The organism is Candidatus Pelagibacter sp. (assembly GCF_965262185.1).
In the GTDB taxonomy this organism is placed as follows: Bacteria; Pseudomonadota; Alphaproteobacteria; order Pelagibacterales; family Pelagibacteraceae; genus Pelagibacter.
The window spans coordinates 1,201,937-1,225,046 of record NZ_OZ253498.1; the positions used below are offsets into that span (position 1 = coordinate 1,201,937).

The 23,110-nt window shown below is 31.7% G+C and carries 23 protein-coding genes; 7 read left to right on the plus strand and 16 right to left on the minus strand.

Translation table 11 applies throughout. From position 1 onward, the window contains the following. Window position 1 precedes the first annotated feature (1 nt). The 3 genes from ACQY31_RS06600 (at window position 2) to ACQY31_RS06610 (ending at window position 3,629) form a co-directional block, all read left to right on the plus strand. On the plus strand, window positions 2-1,012 hold the full coding sequence (locus ACQY31_RS06600) for a branched-chain amino acid ABC transporter permease (RefSeq protein ID WP_428079648.1): 1,011 nt from the start codon (window positions 2-4) through the stop codon (window positions 1,010-1,012). 35 nt (window positions 1,013-1,047) lie between these two features. Continuing rightward, on the plus strand, window positions 1,048-2,379 hold the full coding sequence (locus ACQY31_RS06605) for a branched-chain amino acid ABC transporter permease (RefSeq protein WP_428081202.1): 1,332 nt from the start codon (window positions 1,048-1,050) through the stop codon (window positions 2,377-2,379). Between the two features lie 74 nt (window positions 2,380-2,453). Then, window positions 2,454-3,629, plus strand: coding sequence for an MFS transporter (locus ACQY31_RS06610; protein WP_428079650.1), 1,176 nt, complete (start codon window positions 2,454-2,456; stop codon window positions 3,627-3,629). A 31-nt stretch (window positions 3,630-3,660) separates the two neighbouring features. On the opposite strand, the gene ACQY31_RS06615 is transcribed toward ACQY31_RS06610, so the two are convergent. The 9 genes from ACQY31_RS06615 to ACQY31_RS06655 all read right to left on the minus strand — a co-directional run bounded on the left by ACQY31_RS06615 (window position 3,661) and on the right by ACQY31_RS06655 (window position 13,641). Next, window positions 3,661-4,857: an ABC transporter substrate-binding protein gene (locus ACQY31_RS06615; RefSeq protein ID WP_428079652.1), complete on the minus strand. Its 1,197-nt coding sequence runs from the start codon at window positions 4,855-4,857 to the stop codon at window positions 3,661-3,663. Window positions 4,858-4,949: 92 nt separating this feature from the next. Next, window positions 4,950-6,431, minus strand: a complete 1,482-nt coding sequence (locus ACQY31_RS06620) for an aldehyde dehydrogenase (RefSeq protein ID WP_428079654.1) — start codon at window positions 6,429-6,431, stop codon at window positions 4,950-4,952. Next, the gene (locus ACQY31_RS06625; RefSeq protein ID WP_428079656.1) at window positions 6,424-7,206 is read right to left on the minus strand and encodes an alpha/beta fold hydrolase; all 783 of its coding nucleotides are present in this window, start codon (window positions 7,204-7,206) and stop codon (window positions 6,424-6,426) included. The genes ACQY31_RS06620 and ACQY31_RS06625 overlap by 8 nt, the downstream gene beginning before the upstream one ends. Before the next feature lie 6 nt (window positions 7,207-7,212). After that, window positions 7,213-7,800, minus strand: a complete 588-nt coding sequence (locus ACQY31_RS06630; RefSeq protein WP_428079657.1) for an amino acid synthesis family protein — start codon at window positions 7,798-7,800, stop codon at window positions 7,213-7,215. Further along, a complete protein-coding gene (locus tag ACQY31_RS06635; protein ID WP_428079659.1) occupies window positions 7,797-9,500 on the minus strand; it encodes a thiamine pyrophosphate-binding protein in 1,704 nt (567 codons plus the stop codon). The genes ACQY31_RS06630 and ACQY31_RS06635 overlap by 4 nt, the downstream gene beginning before the upstream one ends. Continuing rightward, window positions 9,497-10,666, minus strand: a complete 1,170-nt coding sequence (locus ACQY31_RS06640; RefSeq protein WP_428079661.1) for an LLM class flavin-dependent oxidoreductase — start codon at window positions 10,664-10,666, stop codon at window positions 9,497-9,499. The genes ACQY31_RS06635 and ACQY31_RS06640 overlap by 4 nt, the downstream gene beginning before the upstream one ends. Window positions 10,667-10,771: 105 nt before the next feature. Further along, entirely contained in the window at window positions 10,772-11,740 is a 969-nt protein-coding gene (locus ACQY31_RS06645; RefSeq protein WP_428079663.1) for a 2OG-Fe(II) oxygenase family protein, read from the minus strand. After that, window positions 11,737-12,690: a DMT family transporter gene (locus ACQY31_RS06650; RefSeq protein WP_428079665.1), complete on the minus strand. Its 954-nt coding sequence runs from the start codon at window positions 12,688-12,690 to the stop codon at window positions 11,737-11,739. Before ACQY31_RS06650 ends, ACQY31_RS06645 begins: the two co-directional genes overlap by 4 nt. After that, entirely contained in the window at window positions 12,691-13,641 is a 951-nt protein-coding gene (locus ACQY31_RS06655) for a DMT family transporter (protein WP_428079667.1), read from the minus strand. Window positions 13,642-13,704: 63 nt separating this feature from the next. Between ACQY31_RS06655 and ACQY31_RS06660 the strand changes: the two genes are divergently transcribed. Next, window positions 13,705-14,691: an arginase family protein gene (locus ACQY31_RS06660; protein WP_428079669.1), complete on the plus strand. Its 987-nt coding sequence runs from the start codon at window positions 13,705-13,707 to the stop codon at window positions 14,689-14,691. Window positions 14,692-14,693: 2 nt separating this feature from the next. On the opposite strand, the gene ACQY31_RS06665 is transcribed toward ACQY31_RS06660, so the two are convergent. Genes ACQY31_RS06665 through ACQY31_RS06680 form a run of 4 tightly spaced genes read right to left on the minus strand, consistent with a single transcriptional unit; the run spans window position 14,694 to window position 18,105 of the window. Further along, window positions 14,694-16,274 carry a choline dehydrogenase gene (locus ACQY31_RS06665; protein WP_428079671.1) on the minus strand — a complete coding sequence of 527 codons (1,581 nt, stop codon included), beginning with the start codon at window positions 16,272-16,274 and terminating at the stop codon, window positions 14,694-14,696. Beyond that, complete coding sequence (locus ACQY31_RS06670) at window positions 16,271-16,807, minus strand: HD domain-containing protein (RefSeq protein WP_428079673.1); 537 nt, start codon at window positions 16,805-16,807, stop codon at window positions 16,271-16,273. The genes ACQY31_RS06665 and ACQY31_RS06670 overlap by 4 nt, the downstream gene beginning before the upstream one ends. Before the next feature lie 3 nt (window positions 16,808-16,810). Then, window positions 16,811-17,641, minus strand: a complete 831-nt coding sequence (locus ACQY31_RS06675) for a TauD/TfdA dioxygenase family protein (RefSeq protein WP_428079675.1) — start codon at window positions 17,639-17,641, stop codon at window positions 16,811-16,813. Beyond that, window positions 17,638-18,105, minus strand: coding sequence for a thioesterase family protein (locus tag ACQY31_RS06680; protein ID WP_428079677.1), 468 nt, complete (start codon window positions 18,103-18,105; stop codon window positions 17,638-17,640). Before ACQY31_RS06680 ends, ACQY31_RS06675 begins: the two co-directional genes overlap by 4 nt. Before the next feature lie 47 nt (window positions 18,106-18,152). Here ACQY31_RS06680 and ACQY31_RS06685 point away from each other — a divergent pair, with 47 nt between their 5' ends. Genes ACQY31_RS06685 through ACQY31_RS06695 form a run of 3 tightly spaced genes read left to right on the plus strand, consistent with a single transcriptional unit; the run spans window position 18,153 to window position 20,391 of the window. Next, window positions 18,153-19,040: a 3-keto-5-aminohexanoate cleavage protein gene (locus ACQY31_RS06685; protein ID WP_428079679.1), complete on the plus strand. Its 888-nt coding sequence runs from the start codon at window positions 18,153-18,155 to the stop codon at window positions 19,038-19,040. Then, the gene (locus tag ACQY31_RS06690; protein ID WP_428079681.1) at window positions 19,040-19,984 is read left to right on the plus strand and encodes a 3-hydroxyacyl-CoA dehydrogenase NAD-binding domain-containing protein; all 945 of its coding nucleotides are present in this window, start codon (window positions 19,040-19,042) and stop codon (window positions 19,982-19,984) included. The genes ACQY31_RS06685 and ACQY31_RS06690 overlap by 1 nt, the downstream gene beginning before the upstream one ends. An 8-nt stretch (window positions 19,985-19,992) precedes the next feature. Further along, entirely contained in the window at window positions 19,993-20,391 is a 399-nt protein-coding gene (locus ACQY31_RS06695) for a GFA family protein (protein WP_428079682.1), read from the plus strand. On the opposite strand, the gene ACQY31_RS06700 is transcribed toward ACQY31_RS06695, so the two are convergent. The 3 genes from ACQY31_RS06700 to ACQY31_RS06710 are packed head-to-tail and all read right to left on the minus strand — an operon-like array spanning window position 20,388 to window position 23,056. After that, window positions 20,388-21,176, minus strand: coding sequence for an SDR family oxidoreductase (locus ACQY31_RS06700; RefSeq protein ID WP_428079684.1), 789 nt, complete (start codon window positions 21,174-21,176; stop codon window positions 20,388-20,390). The two genes, ACQY31_RS06695 and ACQY31_RS06700, sit on opposite strands and share 4 nt — an antisense overlap. 3 nt (window positions 21,177-21,179) lie before the next feature. Then, complete coding sequence (locus tag ACQY31_RS06705; protein ID WP_428079686.1) at window positions 21,180-22,205, minus strand: quaternary amine ABC transporter ATP-binding protein; 1,026 nt, start codon at window positions 22,203-22,205, stop codon at window positions 21,180-21,182. Beyond that, window positions 22,205-23,056 (minus strand): ABC transporter permease, encoded by an 852-nt coding sequence (locus ACQY31_RS06710; RefSeq protein ID WP_428081204.1) that lies wholly within the window; start codon window positions 23,054-23,056, stop codon window positions 22,205-22,207. The genes ACQY31_RS06705 and ACQY31_RS06710 overlap by 1 nt, the downstream gene beginning before the upstream one ends. Between the last annotated feature and the right edge of the window lie 54 nt (window positions 23,057-23,110).

Here is a 23,110-nt window from a genome sequence, read left to right on the forward strand (position 1 = left end):
TGTGGATCTTATAAATGCAGTAATTCTTTTACTAAATTATATATTTATTCCAGGACTTACTTATGGTTCTCAATTAGCTCTTGGTGCAATTTTTGTTACTTTAATTTATGGAATTTTAAGATTTGCTAATTTTGCAACTGGAGACATGATGTCATTTGGAACTATGATGACAATTTTGTTCACCTGGTATTTTCAATCTTTAGGTATTTCTCTTGGAGTTTTGCCCACAGCATTAATTGCACTTCCTTTTGGTATTTTTTTTATGATCTTATACATGCTAACAATCGATAAATTTGTTTTTAAGTATTATAGAACTCAAAAAAGTCCTCCAGTTCAGTTTGCCATGGTCAGTATTGGCGTGATGTTTGTAACTCAAGCTGTTGTTAGAATTATAATTGGTCCAGGAGATAGAAGATTTTTTGACGGAGAAAAATTTATTATTAAAGCTAGAGAATTTAAAGAAATGACAGGTTTAAACGAGGGACTTGCTCTTAAATCTACACAGGTCTTAACTATTTTTGTTACAATAATCCTGGTTTCTTTACTTTTTTGGTTTTTAAATAAAACTAAAACAGGAAAAAGCATGAAAGCTTACTCTGATAATGAAGATCTTGCTTTACTTTCAGGTATTGATCCAAAGAAAATAGTTTTAGTTACCTGGGTAATTGCAGGAATTTTAGCTACTATTGGTGGAGCATTGTATGGTTTAGATAAAAGTTTTAAACCTTTCACTTATTTTAATAATATGCTTCCAATTTTTGCTGCAGCAATTGTTGGAGGAATTGGAAATCCTTTTGGTGCATTTTTAGGGGGATACGTAATTGCTTTTTCAGAAATTTTATTAACATACGCATATAAGAAATTTTTTATGTATATATTACCTGAAAGTATGGAGCCCGAAAGTTTAGTTCAGTTGCTTTCAACTGACTACAAATTTGCAGTTTCATTTTCAATTTTGGTTATTGTTTTGCTTTATAGACCATCAGGGATATTCAAAGGAAAAGTATTGTGAGAAAAAATTTAAATGTCATTGCAGCATACAGCATCATGATGGTTCTAATTCTATTGGTTGGAATTTTTCAATCATGGAATATTGCATTATCAATATTTAATCTTTGCTTAATTTCAGCAGTCATGACCATGGGTGCAAATATACAATGGGGTTATGCTGGTCTAATTAATTTTGGAATAATGGGATATACTGCTCTAGGGGGTCTTGCTGCAGTAATCATTTCAGTTGATCCAGTTCAAGAAGCCTGGAGAGTAGGTGGATTTGATATCTTAATGTGCCTATGGCTTATCATTGTAATGGTTCTCGTTATCAGATTTATTTTAAAAAATTTTGAAAAATCAAAATTAAGAACCTACAGTATTGCAGCACTTATTATAACAGGCATTATAATTATAAGAGTAACAGCGGAACCTGGTATTGAAAAAATTGAAGCTGTAAATCCTGCAACAACAGGTTTTCTTGGTGGATTTGGTTTACCTATCGTTTTCTCATGGATCGTAGGTGCTTTATTTGCAGGTGGATTAGCTTTCATAGTTGGAAAAGTTGCTTTAGGTTTGAGAGCTGATTATCTAGCAATTGCTACTCTTCTTATTTCCGAAATTGTTATTGCAATTATTAAACACGAAGATTGGCTCACAAGAGGAGTTAAAAATGTTATTGGATTAAAAAGACCTGCACCTTATGAAGTAGATCTGCAAACTACTGATTGGTTTATTAAATTAGTTGAAAAGTTTAATGCAGGAAAGTTAAGTGTAATTGAGAATTTAGCTGATAGACAAGCTGCTTTAAACCAACTTGTTATTGAAGGTTCATCAGTATTTGTAAAACTTTGTTATTCAGGATTATTCTTAGTAGTAGTAATTATTCTTTTAATTTTAACTCAAAAGGCTCTTTATTCTCCATGGGGAAGAATGATGAGGGCAATCAGAGACAATGAGGAAGCTGCAAATGCAATGGGTAAGAATGTTGTGAAACAACATTTACTAATTTTTATTTTAGGCTCAGCAATTGTTGGAATTGCAGGTGCAATGCTTGTTACACAAGATGGCCTATTTACTCCAGGAAGTTATAGACCAATGAGATATACATTCTTAATTTGGGTAATGGTCATAGTTGGAGGAAGTGGAAACAATTTTGGCGCAATTTTAGGTGGCTTTGTTGTATGGTTTTTATGGATTGAAGCAGCACCAATTTCGATGTTTTTAATTAATTTCTTTACTGCAGGTATTCCTGAGACAAACGCTATCAAAGCTCATCTTATTGAAAGTGTTCCTTATTTTAGATTTTTATTGATGGGTCTAGGTTTGCTATTCATTATGAGATATCGACCTAAAGGTATACTTCCAGAAAAAATAGAAATAAAATAATTAAACATGAAATATATTATTTTAGGTGCCACAATTGCTTGGGCTATGTATATGGCTGACAAGTATATGTTTTGATGAATAGAAATCTTTTTCTGTTAATTTCAAGTCAGGTTTTTGGTTTCACTGCAGCAAATGTAACAGTTTTTTTAAGTGGAATTATTGGAAGTCAGCTTTCAACTATTAAATCACTAGCAACCTTTCCTCCCTCAATTTATGTAGTTGGTATTGCAATCTCTACCATTTTTGCTGCAAAAGTTATGGCAATTATTGGTAGACGTTTAGGTTTTGTTTTGGCATCTATAGGTAGTTCTGTAGCATGTTTAATTGCTGCTTATGCAATCTTTATTGATAGTTTTATAATTTTTTCATTTTCTTGTTTTATACTTGGTGCTGGAATGGCTTTCATTCATCAATATAGATTTGCAGCAGCAGAAACAGTTGAAAAAGAGAAAGCACCCAAAGCAGTTTCTATGCTTTTGTTAGCTGGAATTGTTTCTGCATTTATAGGAATTACTTTAGCAAACAAAACTAAAGATTTAATTAGTGATCATGTTTATGTTGGATCGTATATTGCATTAGCATGTCTGACTATTATCCCTGGAATTTTTTTGAGTTTTTATAAAAATTCAAAGATAATCAACAAAAATACTTCAACAAATATCGATGTAAGGACTTATAAAGAATTTATCTTTGATCCAAAATTCCTGCAGGCAATGGTAGCTGCTACATTTGGTTATGTAGTTATGGCATTTCTAATGACCGCCACACCAATTAGTATGCATTATGTTCATAAATTAAGTGTGGAGATGGTTGGATTAGTTATCCAATTTCATGTGCTTGGAATGTTTCTTCCGTCATTGTTTACAGGGAATCTAATAAAGAGATTTGGGTTTTCAAAAATAATGTACATGGGTATATTTTTTTATGCTATGACAATATCATTAAGTTTATTTGAGCCAACTTTTATAAATTATTTCGTTTCATTGATATTTTTAGGCATAGGATGGAATTTTCTATATATTTCAGGAACTAGCTTATTAGTAACCACTTACAATGAGCATGAAAAATTTAAAGCCCAAGGTTTTAATGATCTCATAGTTTTTTCTGCTACAGCCATTGGTAGTCTCTCAGCTGGAATTTTAATTTCATTATTGAGTTGGAAAATAATTAATTTTATGTGCATTCCTTTTTTGTTAATTATTTTATTTGCAATTTTAAGAGCAGATATAAAAAAAGCCCCAGCAAGCTAATTTACCAGGGCTTTTTAAAATAAGATTTAAATTATCTTTGTTTTTTAGTTTTGAAGTCTCCAGCTTTGACATCAACATCAAGTTCTAAAAAAGCACCTTCAGCCTCCCCAACACTAGTGAAAGTAACACTTGTAGCACCTTCGTAATCTATTTTTTTACCTTGTGCTAGCAAGTCCAAACCTTTCTTTAATTCACCTGGGTATATTTTAGTTCCAGGAGCGTTAGCAACGTCCATTACATTTTTTGCAATAGATGCTCTGTCAGCAGAATTGCCTGCTTGCATTGCAAGAACGATTAATGCAGCTGCATCGTATGACTCACCTGTGTAAGGACCATTACTATCTATACTGCCTGTTTTTGCAACTTCAGCAAACATACCAGCACCCTTAGATGTTGATCCGGGTCTAGAACCAAATGATTTGCTTAAGTCTTTTCCAAATGCCTCTACCAAAGAAGATCCAATCATACCATCTGATAAAACAAATGTATCAAATGCTCCAGAATCTAAAGAAGCTTGAATAATTCCTTTTCCTCCTTGATCGATGTAACCAATTACTACTACAGCATCACCTCCCGCTGCTGCAAGAGTTGCAACTTCTGATGAATAATCTGCTTTTCCATCTTCATGAGCAGTTACAGTTGTTACCTTAATACCATGCGCTTTTGCTGCTGCTTCATAAACATCAGCTAAACCTTTACCGTAATCATTGTTAGTATAAGTGATAGCAACACTTTTAACTCTTCTATCTTTAGTAATATCAGCTAAGATTTGACCACCTCTAGCATCTGATGGAGCAGTTCTGAAGAAATACCCATTGTCATCTAGAGTAGTTAATCCTGGAGAAGTAGCTGAAGGTGAAATCATTACTACACCGTTTGGTACAGCAACATTTGATGCAATAGCACCAGTTACACCTGAACAGTCTGCTCCCATAATTGCAGCTACTCCACCTGATATTAAACCTTCAGCTGCCGCTGTTGCTGCTGCTGAGTCAACACAAGTTGAGTCTGCTCTCATTACTTCAATTTTTTTTCCACCTAGCAATGAACCTGAATCTGAAGCTTCATTGAATGCAAGCTCTGCAGATGCAGCCATAGCTGGAGTAAGAGATTCAATAGGACCAGTAAATCCTAATATGATTCCCATTTTGATCGAATGTCCGTCTGCCATTACATTTGAACCAAGGCTTGATACAAACATAAATGCAGCGATAAATAGTTTTCTCATTATCTTCCTCTTTATTGTTAACAATTTATAAAATCTAATTTAAGTATGAATAATCTGAATATTCAATGACAAAATTGGCTTATTTTAAACTATTATCTGATAGAGAATGGGTCTAAAGATGGTTCATCTGATGTGTAGAACCAAGTTGTCTTTACTCTTGTATAATCCTTAATAGAGTCTATTCCTGCCTCTTTGCCATATCCACTGTCTTTGATTCCTCCAAAAGGAGCTGAAGGTGAAATTAATCTGTAAGTATTAACAAAAGTTATTCCAGCCCTAATTGCTTTGGATACTCTCATGCCTCTAGATAAATTACTTGTATAAACTCCAGAAGATAATCCATACTGATTATCATTCATTTTTGAAATAACCTCTTCCTCAGTATCAAATTTCATAACAGACAGTACGGGACCAAATAATTCATTTTCTGCAACAGGTAAATTGTGATTATCACATTCAATTATAGTGGGTGGAAAATAATATCCCTTGTTTGAAAAAGAATGTCTCTCACCACCACATTTAATTTTTCCACCCTGATCAATAGTTTCTTTAATATTTTTTTCTATTGTTTCTAATTGTTTAAAATTACTCAAAGGGCCCATTTCAGTTTCAGGATCCATAGGTGCTCCAATTTTTATTTTAGAAGCCCTTTCAGAAAGTTTGTTTAGAAATTCATCATAGATACCTTTTTGAATATAAAGTCTTGAGCCAGCTATACAACTTTGACCACTTGCTCCAAAAATTCCTGCTGTAATTCCATTAATTGCATTTTCTTGCTCGGCATCATCAAAAACAGCCACTGGACTTTTTCCTCCAAGTTCTAAACTCACTTCAGAAAGATTTTCCGCTGAATTTTTAATTATATGTCTTGCAGTTTCTGGTCCACCTGTGAAAGCAATTTTTTCAACCAAATCATGCGTTGTTAAAGTTTTTCCACATGGGTCCCCATATCCAGTTATGACATTTACTACTCCTTTGGGTATCCCAGTTTTTTCAATTAATTTGGCAAATTCAAATAATACTGCAGGTGCTAGTTCTGATGATTTAATTACAACTGTATTTCCCATTGCAAGTGCTGGAGCTAATTTAGTAGCAGTTAAAAACATTTGCGAGTTCCAAGGGATAATGGCTGCCACCACACCTATCGGTATTCTAGTGGTTATTGCTTGAATATTCGGTTTATCAATTGGCAAAACTGTACCCTCAACTTTATCAGCTAAACCTGCGTAGTAATCATAGTATTCTGCAATATAGATTGCTTGTTTTTTTGTTTCTCTAAACAATTTTCCTGTATCTATTGTTTCTATTTCACCAAGCATTTCTGCATTTTCTCTTAACTGGTCCCCAATAGCTCTTAAAAATTTTGCTCTTTCCTTAGGAAGTAATTTAGGCCATTTACCTTCGAATGCTTTTTGCGCAGCTTTAACTGCTTTATCAGTATCTTTAGCACTTGCTTCGGGAACAATTGCCCAAGGTTCATTATTTTCAGGGTTTAAAGTTTCAAATGTTTTATTGTTTTCAGCATCGACCCACTGACCATTAATATACATTTGATATTTTTTAAGTTTACTCATTTTCTTTTATAAAATCCTTAAGAGTTAAATTTACATCATCGGCACACTCAATACCACAAAGATGTTTTCCATCTTTGATGATCTTTAATTGGCTTTTTGGTATTAAAGCATTTAATTCTTTAGACATTTTAACTGTAGAGCCAATGTCGTGCTCTCCTGTCATAACTAAAGAGGGACACTGAATTTTATTAAAATCTTCATCATTTTGATGTTTTACAAATAGTTCGTAGACTTTTAAAAAGTGCACCATATTGTTAGCTGCTAAAATAGAGCTAATTTTATCATAAATACTTGGATTATTTTCAATATACTTGTCAGTAAACCATCTTTTCAGAGCCTCTCTTGACAATTTAAGATCTTTCTTTGCTTGTTCAAATCTTTGATTTACAATTTTTTGTTGCTCTTCGGTTCTTTTATAAATTGAACATAAAAGTGTTACTGATTGTAAATGTGAACTGTGATTGATAGCAAAATTCCTCGCAATCAAAGAACCTATTGAAAAACCAACTAAATGAATTTTTTTAATATTAAGATGATTAATTAAATCTATTAGTTGATCCGAAAAGTCATCAAACGAAATTATTTGCTTATCTAAAGATGATTTTCCATGACCAAGAATATCATATGTAAGAGTACTATAATCATTAAAGAAATCTAATTGAGGTTTCCAAATCTCGTGGGTTAAACCTACACCATGAACAAATACAATTGGAATTTCTTGGTCTTTCTTATTATACGAGTAAAAAGTTCCAGAAGCAGTAGTTCCAGTGGTCATTAAGATTTATTTGGGTTCAATACCCATTTCTTTCATATCTTGATATCGATCACCAGTTCTAGCATGTGCTCTTCCACTAGATGCCCCACCAATTGCAATAACTACTTCATCGTTAAATGGTGCATCATGAATAGTAAATTCATGTGTTAGATAATAAGGTCTTAGTCCAGAGTCTGTTTTATGCATCATCGGAATAGAAATTTTTGATCCTGCCGGTCCTCTTGTATTTGTAAAACTTAAATAAGATGTGCCTCCCACAGCGTCTCTAAATTTATTTCCAAATCTCAAGGTGTGAATAAAAGCAGATGCATGCTCTATTTCTCCATCTAATCCAACCACTCCTGCTTTACCGTATGCTAGTATTTTTTCTGGAGATCCTATTTCTTTTATTAATTCTGGAACAAGCAAATCACCTAACTTAGGAGCCAGATCTAAAATAGTTGGTCTTAAGTCCTCAACAAATCCTTGACCATGCCATGGATTTTTAAAAACTGCAGCAACAGATACTAATAATACAGGCTCTTTTGCTTCCTTGCCTCCTTCAATAAAAGTTTTGTCTACAAATTTTGTAAATTTTCTTAGTTCTAATTTCATTTTTTAATTCTATGTTGAAAACTATCTCTTCTAAAACTGTATAATGCTTTCGGATCTACATCAACATCAATCACAGAGGGTTTGTTGCTTTTAACTGCTGCTCTAACTGCTTCATTTATTTCAGAAACTTTTTTAACTTTAAATCCTTTTGCTCCATATAATTCTGCAACTTTATCAAAAGATGGACTTGTTATATCAGCACCTAAATATCTTTTACCAAAAAAATCTTTTTGATAAGCTTTTTCGGCTCCCCAACTTTGATTATTCATCACTATAGTTGTTGTATTTATTCCATATTCAACAGCTGTGCTTAACTCAGAAATAGTCATTCCAAAACCACCATCGCCCATCAAACTTACAACTGTTTTTTTGGGTTTTGCAACTTTAACTCCAAGTCCACAAGCAAAAGAGAAACCAACCAGTCCAAAATCCAGAGGTGTAAATAGAGAAGGAGGATCATAGTATTCTAAAGCGTCTGTTGCTTGTAGGCACAAGGTTCCTGCATCTAAAGTGATTGCTGAATTTTTAGGCAAAACTTTTCTTAGTTGTTTAAACAAACCTTTTGGTTGGATTGGAAAGTTTTTTTCTAAATTTTCATTTTCTCTATTATTTAAAAATTTTTTTCTTTCTTTTAAATATAAATCAGTCCATTTTCTTACATCTAATTTAATTTTTTCTTTTTTAATTTCTTTATACAATTGAACAGTGGCTGTTGCAGCATCTGCATGAATTCCTATTGATATTGGAAAATACTTTCCAATCATTTTTTTTTCTAATTCAATTTGAATTATTTTTGCTTTTTTATTTATATTTTCATAAGAGTAAAATGTTGAATTAAATCCTAGTCGAGTACCGATAGCCAAAATAACATCTGCTTCTTTGACTAATCTTGATGCAACAGGATTGCCTCTTGGTCCCATTTGCCCTGCATTTAATTTATGACTAAATGGTATGGCATCTCCATGACCTGCGGCTGTAACAATTGGAACATTAAGCAATTCTGCCAATTTAATAACTTCTCTATATTTTGAGTTATATTTAATTCCAGCCCCAACAATTATTGTGGGATTTTTTGATTTCAGTAGCAATTTAGTCGCTTTATTTATTCTCTCTTTATTTCCTTTAAGATTACTTTCACTTGAGAATGAAGGTTTATTTAAATTAATATTGTAAGTATTTTTTTCCGCCAATATGTTTCTTGGAAGATTGATACAAACAGGTCCTCTTCTTGGTTTTATTGATAAATCAAATGCATCGCCAATTACTTTAGGAATAATCTTAGAATTTTTTACAGTCCAAGTCTTTTTTGTAATTGGAGTAAACAAGGATTGTTGATCTAGGCCTTGAAAAGCATCTTCCATTTTATCTTTTGTTGAGTAAGAACCTGCAATCGCAACTACAGGGGAGAAAGCGGCTTTTGCTTGTGCTACCCCAGTCACTAAATTTGTTGCACCTGGTCCATTTTGACCTGCAATAATTACACCATGCTTATTAGATGCTCTTGCATATCCATCAGCCATATGTGTTCCAGTTCGCTCATCTCTAACTCCAATAAATTTTATACTTTTTTCATGATAAAGAGCATCAAACATTTCCATTGTTGCAGAACCAATTAAACCAAAAACATGTTTAGTTTTTTCTCTCTTAAGAGCTCTAACGGCAGCTTGACCACCGCTTATAATTTTTTTGGATTTGATCACGAAACTTTTTTAACTTCAGTTCCTAAATCATCTTGGAAATGAGGCATAACTTTTTCTGTAAAAAGTTTTATGCTTTTCATACAATCTTTATGTTTCACACCAGGAAAGTTCGACCAAACTTGCAAGTTTTGTAAATTTAATTCAGACTTTAATTCATTAATTTTATCAATCACATATTCTGGTGTTCCAAATAACATATTTCTTTTGTGTAAAAATTCATAATTTAATAAATCCAGCTTACCTTTGGTTTCTGGAAGTTCTTCACCCGGATCCATGTGATTGCCTAGACCACGCCAATGACAAACCCAACGCATATAATTTACCATATGTTCACCAGCTTTTTCTTTAGCCTCTTCCATTGTATCAGCTACGAACATATCTCTGACAAGAGATACACCTTCACCTAATGGAATATTTTTTTTGGTTACCTCAGATCTTTTATTTTTATAAGCTTCAAATTTTGCCTTTAGTGCTTTTACTGTTGGTATCCACATTATAATATTAATATTATTCTCAGCTGCCCACTCAATTGATCTAATTCCGTCAACTACTTGATGAATAGGAGGATAAGGTTTTTGAAAAGGTTGAGGCACAACACTAATCTTTTTCATGGTGTTATCTTCCATGTTCATAAATTCTTCACTTGGTGGACTCATATCATGCTGCCAAACATAATTTGGAGAAGGATAAGTATAAAATTCACCTTCATGACTAAAAAACTTTTCACTCCACGCTTTTTTTAGCACTTCTAATGTTTCAGCAAATAATCTAAAGTTTTTTGCCTGGTCTTTTAGATCAGCTTCTTTGTTAAGATTGATTGCTTCTCTACCATAAATTCCTCTAGCAACACCTACTTCAACTCTTCCTTTTGAAAGTTGATCTAGTGTAGCAATATCCTCTGCAAGTCTTATAGGATTGTGAAATGTAATTACATTTGCAGCTTGTCCTATTCTAATATTTTTTGTTCTTGCAGCTGCATCTACTCCCATCATTATTGGGTTAGTGCAAGACTCCATTCCTTCATGATTAAAGTGGTGTTCAGTAAACCAAATAGAGTTCCAATTATTTTGATCACAATATTCTGTGATTTCTTTAGTTTCGTCTAACAATTGATGATATGGTTTGTGTGTCCAGTTAGTGGTATTGCAAAAATAACCAAATTTCATAAAGCCTCCTTTAAAAGTTAATTTAAAGACGACCGATCCCACTTTCGTAAATCTATGAATTTATCGACGAGTTATGTATCGCTTTATATCTAAACTTTATAATTACTAACGCTGATATTCAATAAATTTCTTTAAAGATTTACTAAGAAATTTCTCGTAAATTTCACCATTATTTTTGAATTTACTTCCATTCAAAAATGATTGGTTCATTTTGAAATCATAGGAAGGTTCAAAGAAAAAAGGAACAGACAGTCTCTTACTTTTATTCCATAAAACTCTGTGATTTGTTGCTTTAAATTTACCTTTGCTTAGAAACTCTAATGCCCTTCCCGTATTTACTACTAAAGCATTTTTGTTGAATGGTACATCATACCATTTTTTGTTTTTTCTATTTTGCACTTGCAATCCACCTTTTCTATCTTGATAGAGAACTGTAAATATTCCACTATCAACATGTGTTTCACATCCAAGAGCAACCCCATCTTGTTTTGATATTTCCACTGGTTTTGTTTGGTTAGGGTAATAATTAAATCTTAATGTGCTTAATGTTTTTAATCTTGAAAAAGCTTTACCAGAAATATCAGGATTTTTTTTATTAAGTTTTATTACACTTTTAAACAACGTCTCACTCAATCTATAAATTTTATCAAAATATTTATTTAAAATGCTTATTGAGTTTTTATTTAAACATTTCCCTAGATTAAGAAACTCTATGTATTGATTGTTTAGATTTGATGAATATTTTTTAGTTACCTTTAAATCACCTATATCCAAACCTTCTTTTCCATTTACATCATTAGGAAAATATCCTCTATATAGATTTTTATTTTTTTTATTCCATTTTTTGGGAGCTAATTTCCTCTTTTTGTTATCTGGTAAATTAAAAAATTTATTGCCAACTCCACATGTTTTTTTAATTACTTTTAAATTAATTCCATGACCTGTAATTTGAAAAAAACCAACTTTGATACAAGCTTTTTCAATTTCTTTAATTGTTTTAAATGCTCTCTGAGTTTCAAAATTATTTTTAATTAGTGAAGATATATTTATGGTTGGTATATATGTTTTAGTCATCTTCTTACTGGTGTTTCTGTTGCAATATATTGATCTCTAGCTTTTTCTCTAAAGTAAATATAAATTCCAGCAGCTATTATACACGCAACTCCAAAAAATGTTCTGCCAGACGGAATTTCATTAAATAAAAAATATCCAGGTATCATAGACATTATAATTAATGAATATTCAAACAGAGAAACTACAGAAGGAGAAGCAACAATGTAAGCTGAAAATATGCAAAGAAAAGCAATAGAGGCAACAAAACCAAAAAATAAGATAAATTTCCATGTATATTCAATATTTGAAAACCATTCTCTAAAAATAAACTGCGTGGTTGGATCAAAGTCTGGATTATTTAATTGTCCATTTCCCATAAACAAATAAATCAGACCACATAAAATTAGGGCTATTAAATAAAAATAAAATAATTGAGTATTCACGTCATCTTTATCTGACGTATATTTAGTTATGGTCATTGATGCAGCATAAAAAAATGCACATAACACTGGAAGCAAACTTTTGTATTCAAAGTCAGAAAAGTTTGGGTCTAGTACAATAAAAACTCCTATGAAACCAAATACAATTGCTGACCATCTTCTTATTCCAATAAATTCTTTTAAAAAAAATTTAGCAAAAATAGATACAAAAAAAGGACAAGAAAAAAATAAGGCATTTGCAGTTGCAAGTGGCATGTAAGTAAGAGAAATAAAGAAAGCTGAAAATGCCAAAAAGTGAAGAACCACTCTAACAATTGTCCAAACAGGATAGTAAGTTTTTAGTGAAACTTTCTGATTTCTAAATTTTATGTAACTAAAAAGTAAAATAGCTGCAACAAAATATCTTCCAAAAAAAATTTCATAAAGAGAGGCTTTCTCAAAAATATATTTTATTAAAGAGTCTTGCATCGCAAATAAGGACATTGCAATTATTATTAAAATTATACCTTTAGAATTATTATCTTTTGTCATTTATCTAAGAGGTTTTTCTGTAGCAATAGATTGATTTTGTGCCTTTTCACGCATAAAAATATACACACCACTTGATACTATTATTAAAATTCCTATCACCGTATTTAATGAAGGTATTTCATCAAAATATAACCAACCTACAAGCGGTGACCAAAATAATATTGAATATTCAAAAGGTGAAACAACAGCTGGAGAAGCTATACTATAAGCTGTAAATAAAAAAAGAAATGCAAGAGTTGCTGTTACTCCAGTTGCAGTCATTAATAGAATATTAGAGTTAAAATCAACAAACCATTCCCTAAATATAAATTGAGAAGCTGGATGATCTGAATTGTTATATTGACCATCACCAATGACAAAATAAAAAATTATACTTATAATTATTGATCCAATGTAAAATGTAAATGTTTGAGTATAAACACTATCCTTATCAGATGTTTTTTTTATTATAATCATAGATAACGAGTAACAAAGCGCACATAAAATAGGTAATAAGCTTAAATAGTTAAAATTACTAAAATCAGGATTTAATGTTACATAAACTCCAATAAATCCCACAACTACAGCAGACCATCTTCTCAATCCTATTTCTTCTTTTAAAAAAAAATGAGCAAAAATTGTAATTAAAAATGGAGTAACAAAAAATAAAGCTGTAGCAGTACCAAGCGGTAACACAGTCAAAGAAACATAAAAAGAACTGAAACCAAAGAAAAAAAGTATTACACGGGTAAAAGTTAAAAGGGGATATTGGCTTTTGAATACTATTGGTTTTTTTGTAATTATTAAAAATAATAAAATAAACACAAAACTTACTACAGTTCTTATTAGGTAAATTTCATAAAGAGAAACAAAATTATAAATATGCTTCATAATTCCGTCCTGGACAGAAAAAACTATCATAGCAATCAATATGAAGAATATTCCTTTAGGATTATTGTTTGAGGTACTCATTTACGCTCTATATCAAATAATTATTCATCTTTATATTTTTATTATTTATGCAATATTCAATTCATGATTTCAGAAGAAGATAAGATAATGATGGAAACCCTATATTGGTGGGGTATTCCAACTTTATTTAGGTGCAAAAATGATCCAGATCCCAAGAATTGTGACATTGCACTAGTTGGTGTTCCACATAGCACAGGAAATGGAACTACAGAAAGAGATCAACATTTAGGCCCAAGAGCAGTTAGGAATATTTCTGCAATGTTGAGACGATCTCACTTTGATTACAAAATTGATCCTTGGAAAGAAAATAAAATTCACGACTTGGGAGATGTTCCTTTTCCAGAAGCTAATGATAATGAAAAATGTATAGAAAGAATTTCAGCATTTTATGATCATATTGAACAAGCAGAAAAGCCAGTTGTTTCAATTGGTGGCGATCATTCAGTAACTGGTGGAATTGTTCAAAGTTTAGCAAAAAAGAATTCTAAATTAACTAAAGGAAAAAAAATAACATTCCTACATTTTGATGCCCATACAGATTGTTTTGAAAAATTAGATCATTTTTTGGGTGCAAAAAAATCAGCAGCACATTGGGCTTCTTATTTAGTTAAACAAGGAAATGTTGATCCACATACAAGTACGCAGATAGGTATCAGAGGAAATCCAAGAACATTAGATTGGTTACAGGCGAGTTACGATATTGGTTATCAAGTAATTACAATGGATGAATATAGAGAATGGGGTCATGAAAAATGTGTGAAAATGATTTTAGATAGACTAGGTGACAATCCAATTTATGTTACTTTCGATTTAGATTGTTTAGATCCAACAGTAGCTCCAGGAGTAGCAAATATAGAACCTGCATATAAAGGATTTAATATGGATGAGGCAAGAAAACTTATTCAATGTTTAAAAGGAAAAAATGTTATTGGTGGTGATGTTGCTTGTTTAATGCCAACAAAAGATAGTCCAAATCAAATTACAGCAATGGTTGCAGCTTCTATAATGTTTGAAATTATTTGTTTAATTTCAGTTTATCGTAATAAGTAATTTTAATTTAAAATAAATTCGGATGCTCTTTCAGCAATCATTAATGTTGGAGCATTTAGGTTTCCACTTGTAATTTCAGGCATTACAGACGCATCAACTACTCTTAGATTTTCAACTCCATGAACTTTTAGTTTTTGATCTACAACAGCCATATTATCTACACCCATTTTTAAAGTACAAGACGGGTGGTAAGCAGTCTCAGCTTTAGATCTGACGTATTCTTCGAATAAATCATTAGTTTGAGCATGTTCTCCTGGTCCAATTTCTTTTCCCGCAAAAGGCTTCAGAGAATCTTGCCCTAAAATTTTTCTAGCTACATGAATACATTCTATGGTTTGCTTTAAATCATCCTCATGTTCTAGATAATTAAATTGAATTTTCGGATAATCATAAGGGTTTGAACTGTTTAAAGTTATATGACCTCTACTTTTTGGATGGTTTGGACTAGCATGTAATTGGTAACCATGCCTATCTGGGTCGACTAATCCGTGATCAATTACAAAAGCAGGAAAAAAATGAAATTGAATATTTGGATATTCTCTTTCTGGAGACGATTTACAAAAACCGCCAGCTTCTAAAAAAGAGGTAGAGCAGGGTCCACTTCTATTCAAAAACCACTGAATTCCAATTCTAACCATATTTAACTTATTAACGTATGAGTATAAGGTATCTTTAGTTTTGCATTCTTGCTGAACATAAGTTTCTAAATGATCTTGTAAGTTTTTTCCAACACCCTCTAAGTTATGAACAACATCAATTCCCTTGTCTTTTAAGTGTTGGCTTGGACCAATTCCAGAAAGCATTAGTAATTGTGGTGAATTAATTGCACCTCCACTTAAAATCACTTCTTTATTAGCATAAATCTTTTCGATTTTATTTTTGATTTTTACTTCAATTCCAATTGCTTTTTTTCCATCAAATATAATTCTCTCAACAAAAGCTTCTGTGAATACTTTTAGGTTTTTTCTTTTTTTGGCAGGATTTAAATAATATTTAGATACACTTGCTCTTTCACCATTGTGAATAGTAACATCGTACATTCCAAAACCTTCTTGTTCTTTACCATTCATGTCGTTGTTTATTTTATAACCAGCCTCGCCAGCTGAATCGACAAACGCTTTGAACAACGGATTTTTATTTTTAGATTGGTTTACTGGCAATATTCCACTACCACCTCGATATTCATTTTCTCCTTCAGACCAGGTTTCAATTTTTTTGAAATAAGGAAGTACTTTTTCATACGACCAGTCGTCCAATCCAAAAGATGCCCACCTTTGATAATCATTTGGGTTTCCTCTTACAAATACCATTCCATTATGAGCAGAACATCCGCCAATCATTTTTCCTCTTGGACAAAATAATCTTCTATTATGTAAATGAGGTTCTGGTTCTGAATAATATTTGTAGTTATATTTTGGATCATGCATTGTATATAAAATCGCAAGTGGCATGTTGACTTTCCAAATATCACTGGGTTTCCCAGCTTCAAATATTGCTACATTGTTCTGATTGTTCTCTGTTAATCGATTTGCAAGTACACAGCCTGCACTTCCAGCACCAATTATTAAATAATCGAAATTCATATAAGTTTGGAACTTAACAACTTTTCATAGTCATGAATAGATTTCATTTTTATATCGTTTCTTTTAGCGGCTTCATCAAATTTTCGAAGAAGAATTGATGGCTTAAAGTAAGATTTATTCTCAAACTTTTTACTTTCTTTGTCATTTAAAACTCCGCCTTGCAACTTGAGGCTTATTTTTGACGCATCTGATAAAAAATCAAAATATTTTTTGTCTCGAGCCAAATAACGTTTAGCCAAAACATGGTATTTAATTGGCTCAACAATTTTTTGTCCAAAAAATTTTTTTAAATACTGATATCCAATATTTTCATGCTCTCCGTCTAATTTATTTTTAACTAATTCTTCAGGATCTTCTAAAAGAAAATGACCATAGTCATGAAGCAAACATGCACAAATTAAATCATCATTACATTTAGCTTTTTCAGCAAGCATGGCTGACTGAATCATATGTTCTGACATAGTTACTTTCTCACCAATGTATAAAGATTTATTATTTATAAAATTTGAAATGATTTTATAAATTATCTTCATTAATTATTGCGGATTATCTCCTTCAACAGCTATACGATCCATTACTCTTTCAAAACCAAGCCCTTTATTTGGATAAAAATCAGCAATAGCATAGTGTTGAACACTTCTATTATCCCAGATCGCAATTGCATTTTCTGTCCATTTAAATCTACAAGTAAGATCTAATCTAGCTTGATGTTCAAATAAATAATTTAATATCTCATCACTTTCTTTTTTATCCATGCCAACTATTTCTTTTGTATAGGTCCAGTTAACAAAAAGAATTTTTTTACCTGTTTCGGGATGAGTTCTTAAAATTGGATGAGTATTTGAGTATTCATCCATATTTCCATTGCTCTCCATTGCTTTATATTTATCTAGGAAAAACCCTCCACCTCTTGATGAATGAACAGCTTTTTTATCTTTAATCTTATTTTTCATATCATCATCTAATGTTTCCCATGCAAGTTCCATATTTGAAAAAACAGTATCCCCTCCAACTGGAGGAATTTTAATTGATTTTAAAACAACTGCCTTTGTTGGCTTTTTATTGTAACTAACATCTGAATGCCAACCTTCGCCCCATTGTGTTTTTTCATCAGGTTTCTTAATTATTCTTACAATTTCAGGAAATTCACTTCGGCCTTTAACATATGCATGCGTTTCTAATGGGCCAAACTTTGCAGCTAATGCAATATGCTGTTCAGTGGTTAAAGGTTGATCTCTAAAAAAAATAACTTTGTGTTCTAACAATAGATCATTTATTTTTTTAAAATTTTCATCTGAAACATCAGTTAGATTAATTCCATTTATTTCTGCACCTAATGCCCCTGATAATAATTTTACATCAATCATTTTTTAAGTTTTCCTATAATTGTTAAATTATCAGAATTAAATTCATTTTTATTTTCATTTATAAAGTCGTCCATAATTTTAATTTTTTCGTCCTCAAATTCTGTAACTTTTCTTTTACTAAGATCAATATAGAGAGATAACATTTCAATGGTTGCAGATAATTTTTTTGATGATTTTTCAATCATTTCCATTTTGAAATGTAGTCTCTTTTTATCATGATCAAAAAAGGTTAAAACAATTTCAACCTCATCTCCTTCTTTAACTTCTCCATCATAAGTAGTTCGGGTTTCAACAACCATAGTACTTCGTTGAGTATCTTTTGCAGATTTTTCACCCATCTTAAATTTTTCAAGAATTACCTCCCAAGTCTGATCAAAAACCAGGACATAGTAAGCCATGTTCATGTGATCATTGTAATCGGTCCATTCTTTTTTGATTGTTTGATCTATTATGTGAAATGACATTTTTTTATTCCCTCGTCCTTTTTATAATAGTATAAATCTTACTTAAAATGAACAATAAGGTATTCATATCATGTGCTGTGACTGGGTCAGGAGATACTGCAAGTAAGCATCCTGATTTACCAAAAACACCTGAACAAATCGCAAAAGCTTCGATTGAAGCTGCTAAAGCTGGAGCTGCAATAGCACACATTCATGTAAGAGAGGAAGATGGTACTCCAAGTAGAAGGTTAGAATTATACAAAGAAGTTGTAGATAGAATTCGTTCAAGTGACACAGATGTTATTTTAAATTTAACAACTGGAATGGGTGGAGATCTAGATATTGGTCAGGGAGACAATCCTTTAGAATTTGGACCTATGACAGATATGGCAAATGTTATGGAAAGAATTGCAAATGCTGAACAGTTTTTACCTGAAATTTGCACATTAGATGCAGGAACATTAAATTTTGGTGATAGCTCAGTTATTACAGTTAATACACCAAATGATTTAAGAAAAGCTGCAAAAAAATTAAAAGAAATAGGTGTTAAACCAGAAATAGAAGCATTTGATTTAGGAAACATGTGGTTTGGTGCTCAATTATATAAAGAGGGATTATTAAGTGACCCGCCAATGTTTCAAATGTGTTTAGGAATACCATGGGGAGCACCTGCAACAACATTAGCTATGCAAGCAATGAAAGATATTATGCCAAAAGAGGGTGTTTGGTCTGGTTTTGCAATTTCAAAAAATGAAATGCCATTTGTTGCTCAAACGGTTTTAATGGGAGGTAACCCAAGAGTAGGTCTTGAGGATAATTTATATTTATCAAAAGGAAAACTTGCCACCAATGCACAATTAGTTGAAAAAGCTGTAAGAATTGTAGATGAGATTGGTTACTCACCAATGACTCCCGCCGAAACTAGACAAAAGTTAAAACTTGTTAAACACAAGTAATGTCCAAAATTAATAAAGTAGCAGTAATTGGTACGGGCGTAATTGGAGTAGGGTGGATTATTCGTTGCTTAGCACATAACAAAATTGTGTACGCTTTTGACAAAGATATAAAATTAAAAAAAAATTTAATTTTAGAAATAAAAAGAACTTGGCCTTTTGTAAAAAAATTATTTAATAAAAAAAAATTAAATTTAAAAAATTTTCATTTTTTCACTTCTATAGAAAAAACACTAAATAACGCAGATTTTATTCAAGAATGTGCTACAGAAAATTATTCTTTAAAAACAAAATTAATGAATATTATCGGAAAATATGCAAAACCGAATTCTATAATTTCTTCAAGTTCATCAGGTTTGTTGCCTACAAGAATATATTCAAAATGTAAAAATCCAGAAAGAGGTTTGATAGGACACCCTTTTAACCCAGTATATTTGTTGCCTGCTGTAGAAATTGTACCTGGAAAAAAAACTTCAAAAAAAAACTTAAATATTGCTAAAGCTTTTTATAAATCAATTTCAATGAATCCAATTATGGTAAAAAGTGAATTACCTGGTTATTTATCTGATCGATTACAAGAAGCACTATGGCGAGAAGGTTTGCATATTATTAATGAAGGATATGCAACCACAGAAGAATTGGATAGAGCAATTGAAGATGGGCCTGGTTTGAGATGGTCTTTAATGGGTACATTTTTAACCTTTCATCTTGCTGGAGGTAAGTCGGGAATGAAGCATATGTTAGAACAGTTCGGACCTGCACTAAAACTTCCATGGACAAAATTAAAGGCACCAAAACTTACAAAAAAATTGTCATTAAGGTTGATTTCAGGGACAGCCAAACAAGCAAAAGGAAAATCAATTGAGAGGATTTCAAATATAAGAGACCAATATCTAGTTGATTTGCAAAAATTGAGAAGTAAATATGAAAAGAAAATTAGAGGGTAGATAAACTTATGAAAAAATCTTTAATTGCTAGCTGTTTATGCAACGGTGTAAAATTCAAAACAAATGGCAAGCTAAGAAATGTATCAAATTGTCATTGCATTCAATGCAGAAAAACACATGGAACATTTGGAGCTTATACAAACATAAAAGAAAAAGACATCAAGTTTCAAAGTAAAAAAACACTAAGATGGTATAAATCCTCTAAAAATGCAAAAAGAGGTTTTTGTAATAAATGTGGTGCGAGTATTTTTTTCAAGTTCAAACCAGCGGATAACATATCTATAGCAGCAGGATTATTTAATGGAAAAACAGGTTTAAAAACTATGAGAAATATTTTTGTAGGAACTAAATCAGATTTTTATAAAATTAATGATAAGCTTCCTAAGTTTAAAAGATTTGCTAATTAGTCTAATCTTATAGCGTTTCCGTCCACACCAATTATTTGACCAGAAATTCTCTCAGCTTCGTTTGAGATTAGAAAACTGCACATTTTTCCGATATCTTCTTCGTAGATCCAACAGTTCATTGAAGCCATTGATACAAATTCTTTCTCAATTTGTTTTTTTGAAATTTTCAAAAACTTTGATTTATCTCTAATAACTCTAACCATTCGATCACCTTTAATTGTTCCAGGACATATAGCATTTACTCTTATTTTAAATTTACCTAGTTCCATCGCCAATGTTTTAGTAACCCCAACTATTGCCCATTTACTTGCAGCATAGGGAGATCTTAGAGGAAATCCCATAATACCAGCACCAGAGGATAAATTTATAATAGATCCACCTTTATTTTTTTTAAGCATTGGAATTGCAAGTTTAGTAAAATAAAAATGACTTATAACATTTACCTTTAAGGTATTTTCCCAATCTTTGGATTTTAATTTTTCAATAGTTCCAGTTGGACCAGCAACGCCAACATTATTAATTAAACAATCAATTTTTTTAGTTTTTTTATTTATCTGGGCAAATAATTCTTTAACTTTATTTTCATCTGAAGCATCACACTCGTAAACAAAAAGTTTTTTCTTATTTAGTTTATGTTTTTTTGCTTTCAATAAATGTTTTTTATCAATATCACATATGAATACTATAGCACCTTTATCAAGACATACTTTTGCTGTAGCCCACCCAATACCAGATGCACCTGCTGAAATAATTATTTTTTTATTCTTTAATGATTGATTAACCATTAATTATGATTTTGTTAAAGATGACTGCAATTCTTTGTTAGATATATAACCTTTAACATTTCCATTTTTGTCAACCACTTCACAGTTAGAATTTGAACAAACTATTTGTGGTAGGAATTCTTCAATAAACTGATCTTCATTTACTTTTATTAAACTAGATTTATCTATATCATTAGCATTGTTAATATCTTTCATAACAACTTTGGCTTTAATAACTTTTGCTCTGTTAACATCTTTTACAAAGGCCTTTACATAATCATCAGCTGGGTTCATTATGATATCTACAGGTGTTCCTACTTGAACTAATTTTCCAGCATTTAATATTCCAATATGATCACCAAGTCTAAGAGACTCATCCAAGTCGTGTGTAATAAATACAATAGTTTTTTTTAATTCTGATTGAAGATCAAGTAACTGTTTTTGCATGTCACTTCTAATCAAGGGATCTAACGCACTGAAAGCTTCATCCATAAGCATAATATCACTGTCAGTAGCAAGAGCTCTTGCTAAGCCAACACGTTGTTGCATTCCTCCTGATAACTGATTTGGAAATTGATTTTCAAATCCACTTAATCCAACAGCTTCAATTTTTTCCATCGCAACTCTGTCTCTTTCATCTTCAGGTTTTCCTTGCATTTCCAAACCATAACCTATGTTTTGCAAAACTGTTTTATGAGGGAATAATCCAAATCTTTGAAACACCATGCTCATTTTATGTCTTCTAAAATTAATAAGTTGTTCTTTGTTGAATGACATCACATTTGTTCCCTCAACTAAAATTTCTCCATCAGTTGGATCAATCAACCTGTTGAGATGTCTAATCAGTGTAGATTTTCCTGATCCTGAAAGACCCATACATACAAACGTTTCGCCTTCTTCAATATTCAATGAAACATTATCAAGTCCAACTGTGTGTCCAGTTTGTTCCAAAACCTCTTCTTTGTTTGCACCATCTCTTACCATCGGCATTACAGATTGAGGATTATTTCCAAAAATTTTGTAAACATTTTTAATCTCTATTTTAGACATTATTTACCTTTCTTTTTTTCTGGAGCTCGTCTTTCTTGTAAAGTTTCTCCGTAAGATTGAGTTATTCTATCAAGTACAATAGCCAAAAGCACTATCGCAATTCCTGCTTCTGCAGCTCTACCAACATTTAGCTGCTGTAAACCTAGCAGAACTTCGTCACCTAAACCTCTTGTTCCAATCATTGATGCAATAACCACCATAGATAAAGCCATCATTGTACATTGGTTTATACCTTGCATAATGTTTGGTAAAGCAAGAGGCATTTGTACACCCCATAATTTTTGTTTTTTACTTGCTCCAAAAGCATCTGCTGCTTCAATTACTTCTTTATCAACCAACCTTATACCTAGATCAGTAAGTCTTACCAAAGGAGGCACAGCATAAATAAAAGTAGCAATAATTGCTGGAACTGCTCCTAAACCAAACAACATTATTCCAGGAATTAAATATACAAATGCAGGTATAGTCTGCATCAAGTCAAGAATTGGAAGAATTTTGTTTCTTATTCTCTCAGCTCTGGACATAAGTATTCCTATAGGCATACCAAAAACTAAACATAAAAAGATGCTAATTAGCATAATAGCTGTTGTTTCAATGGCTTTTTGCCAAAAAATTGGATGTAAAAATCCAATGAAGAAAGTACAAAAGCCAACAAAAACAGTTGTCTTTATTTTACGACCGCTTGCAAAATATGCAATTGCCGTAACCCCTAAAACTACTGTAGGCCATGGAGCTAAAATTAAAAAATTTTTAAGCGCAACCAACATAGCTAATAAAAAGTTATTTATGGCTTCAAATATAAAACCGTATGTTTCGTTTAGTTTTTTAAAACCAATGTTTATCCATTTCATTAAAGGAAGGTCCAACCACTTTGGCCATTTTTGAAGCCATGAAAAATCGTTTAA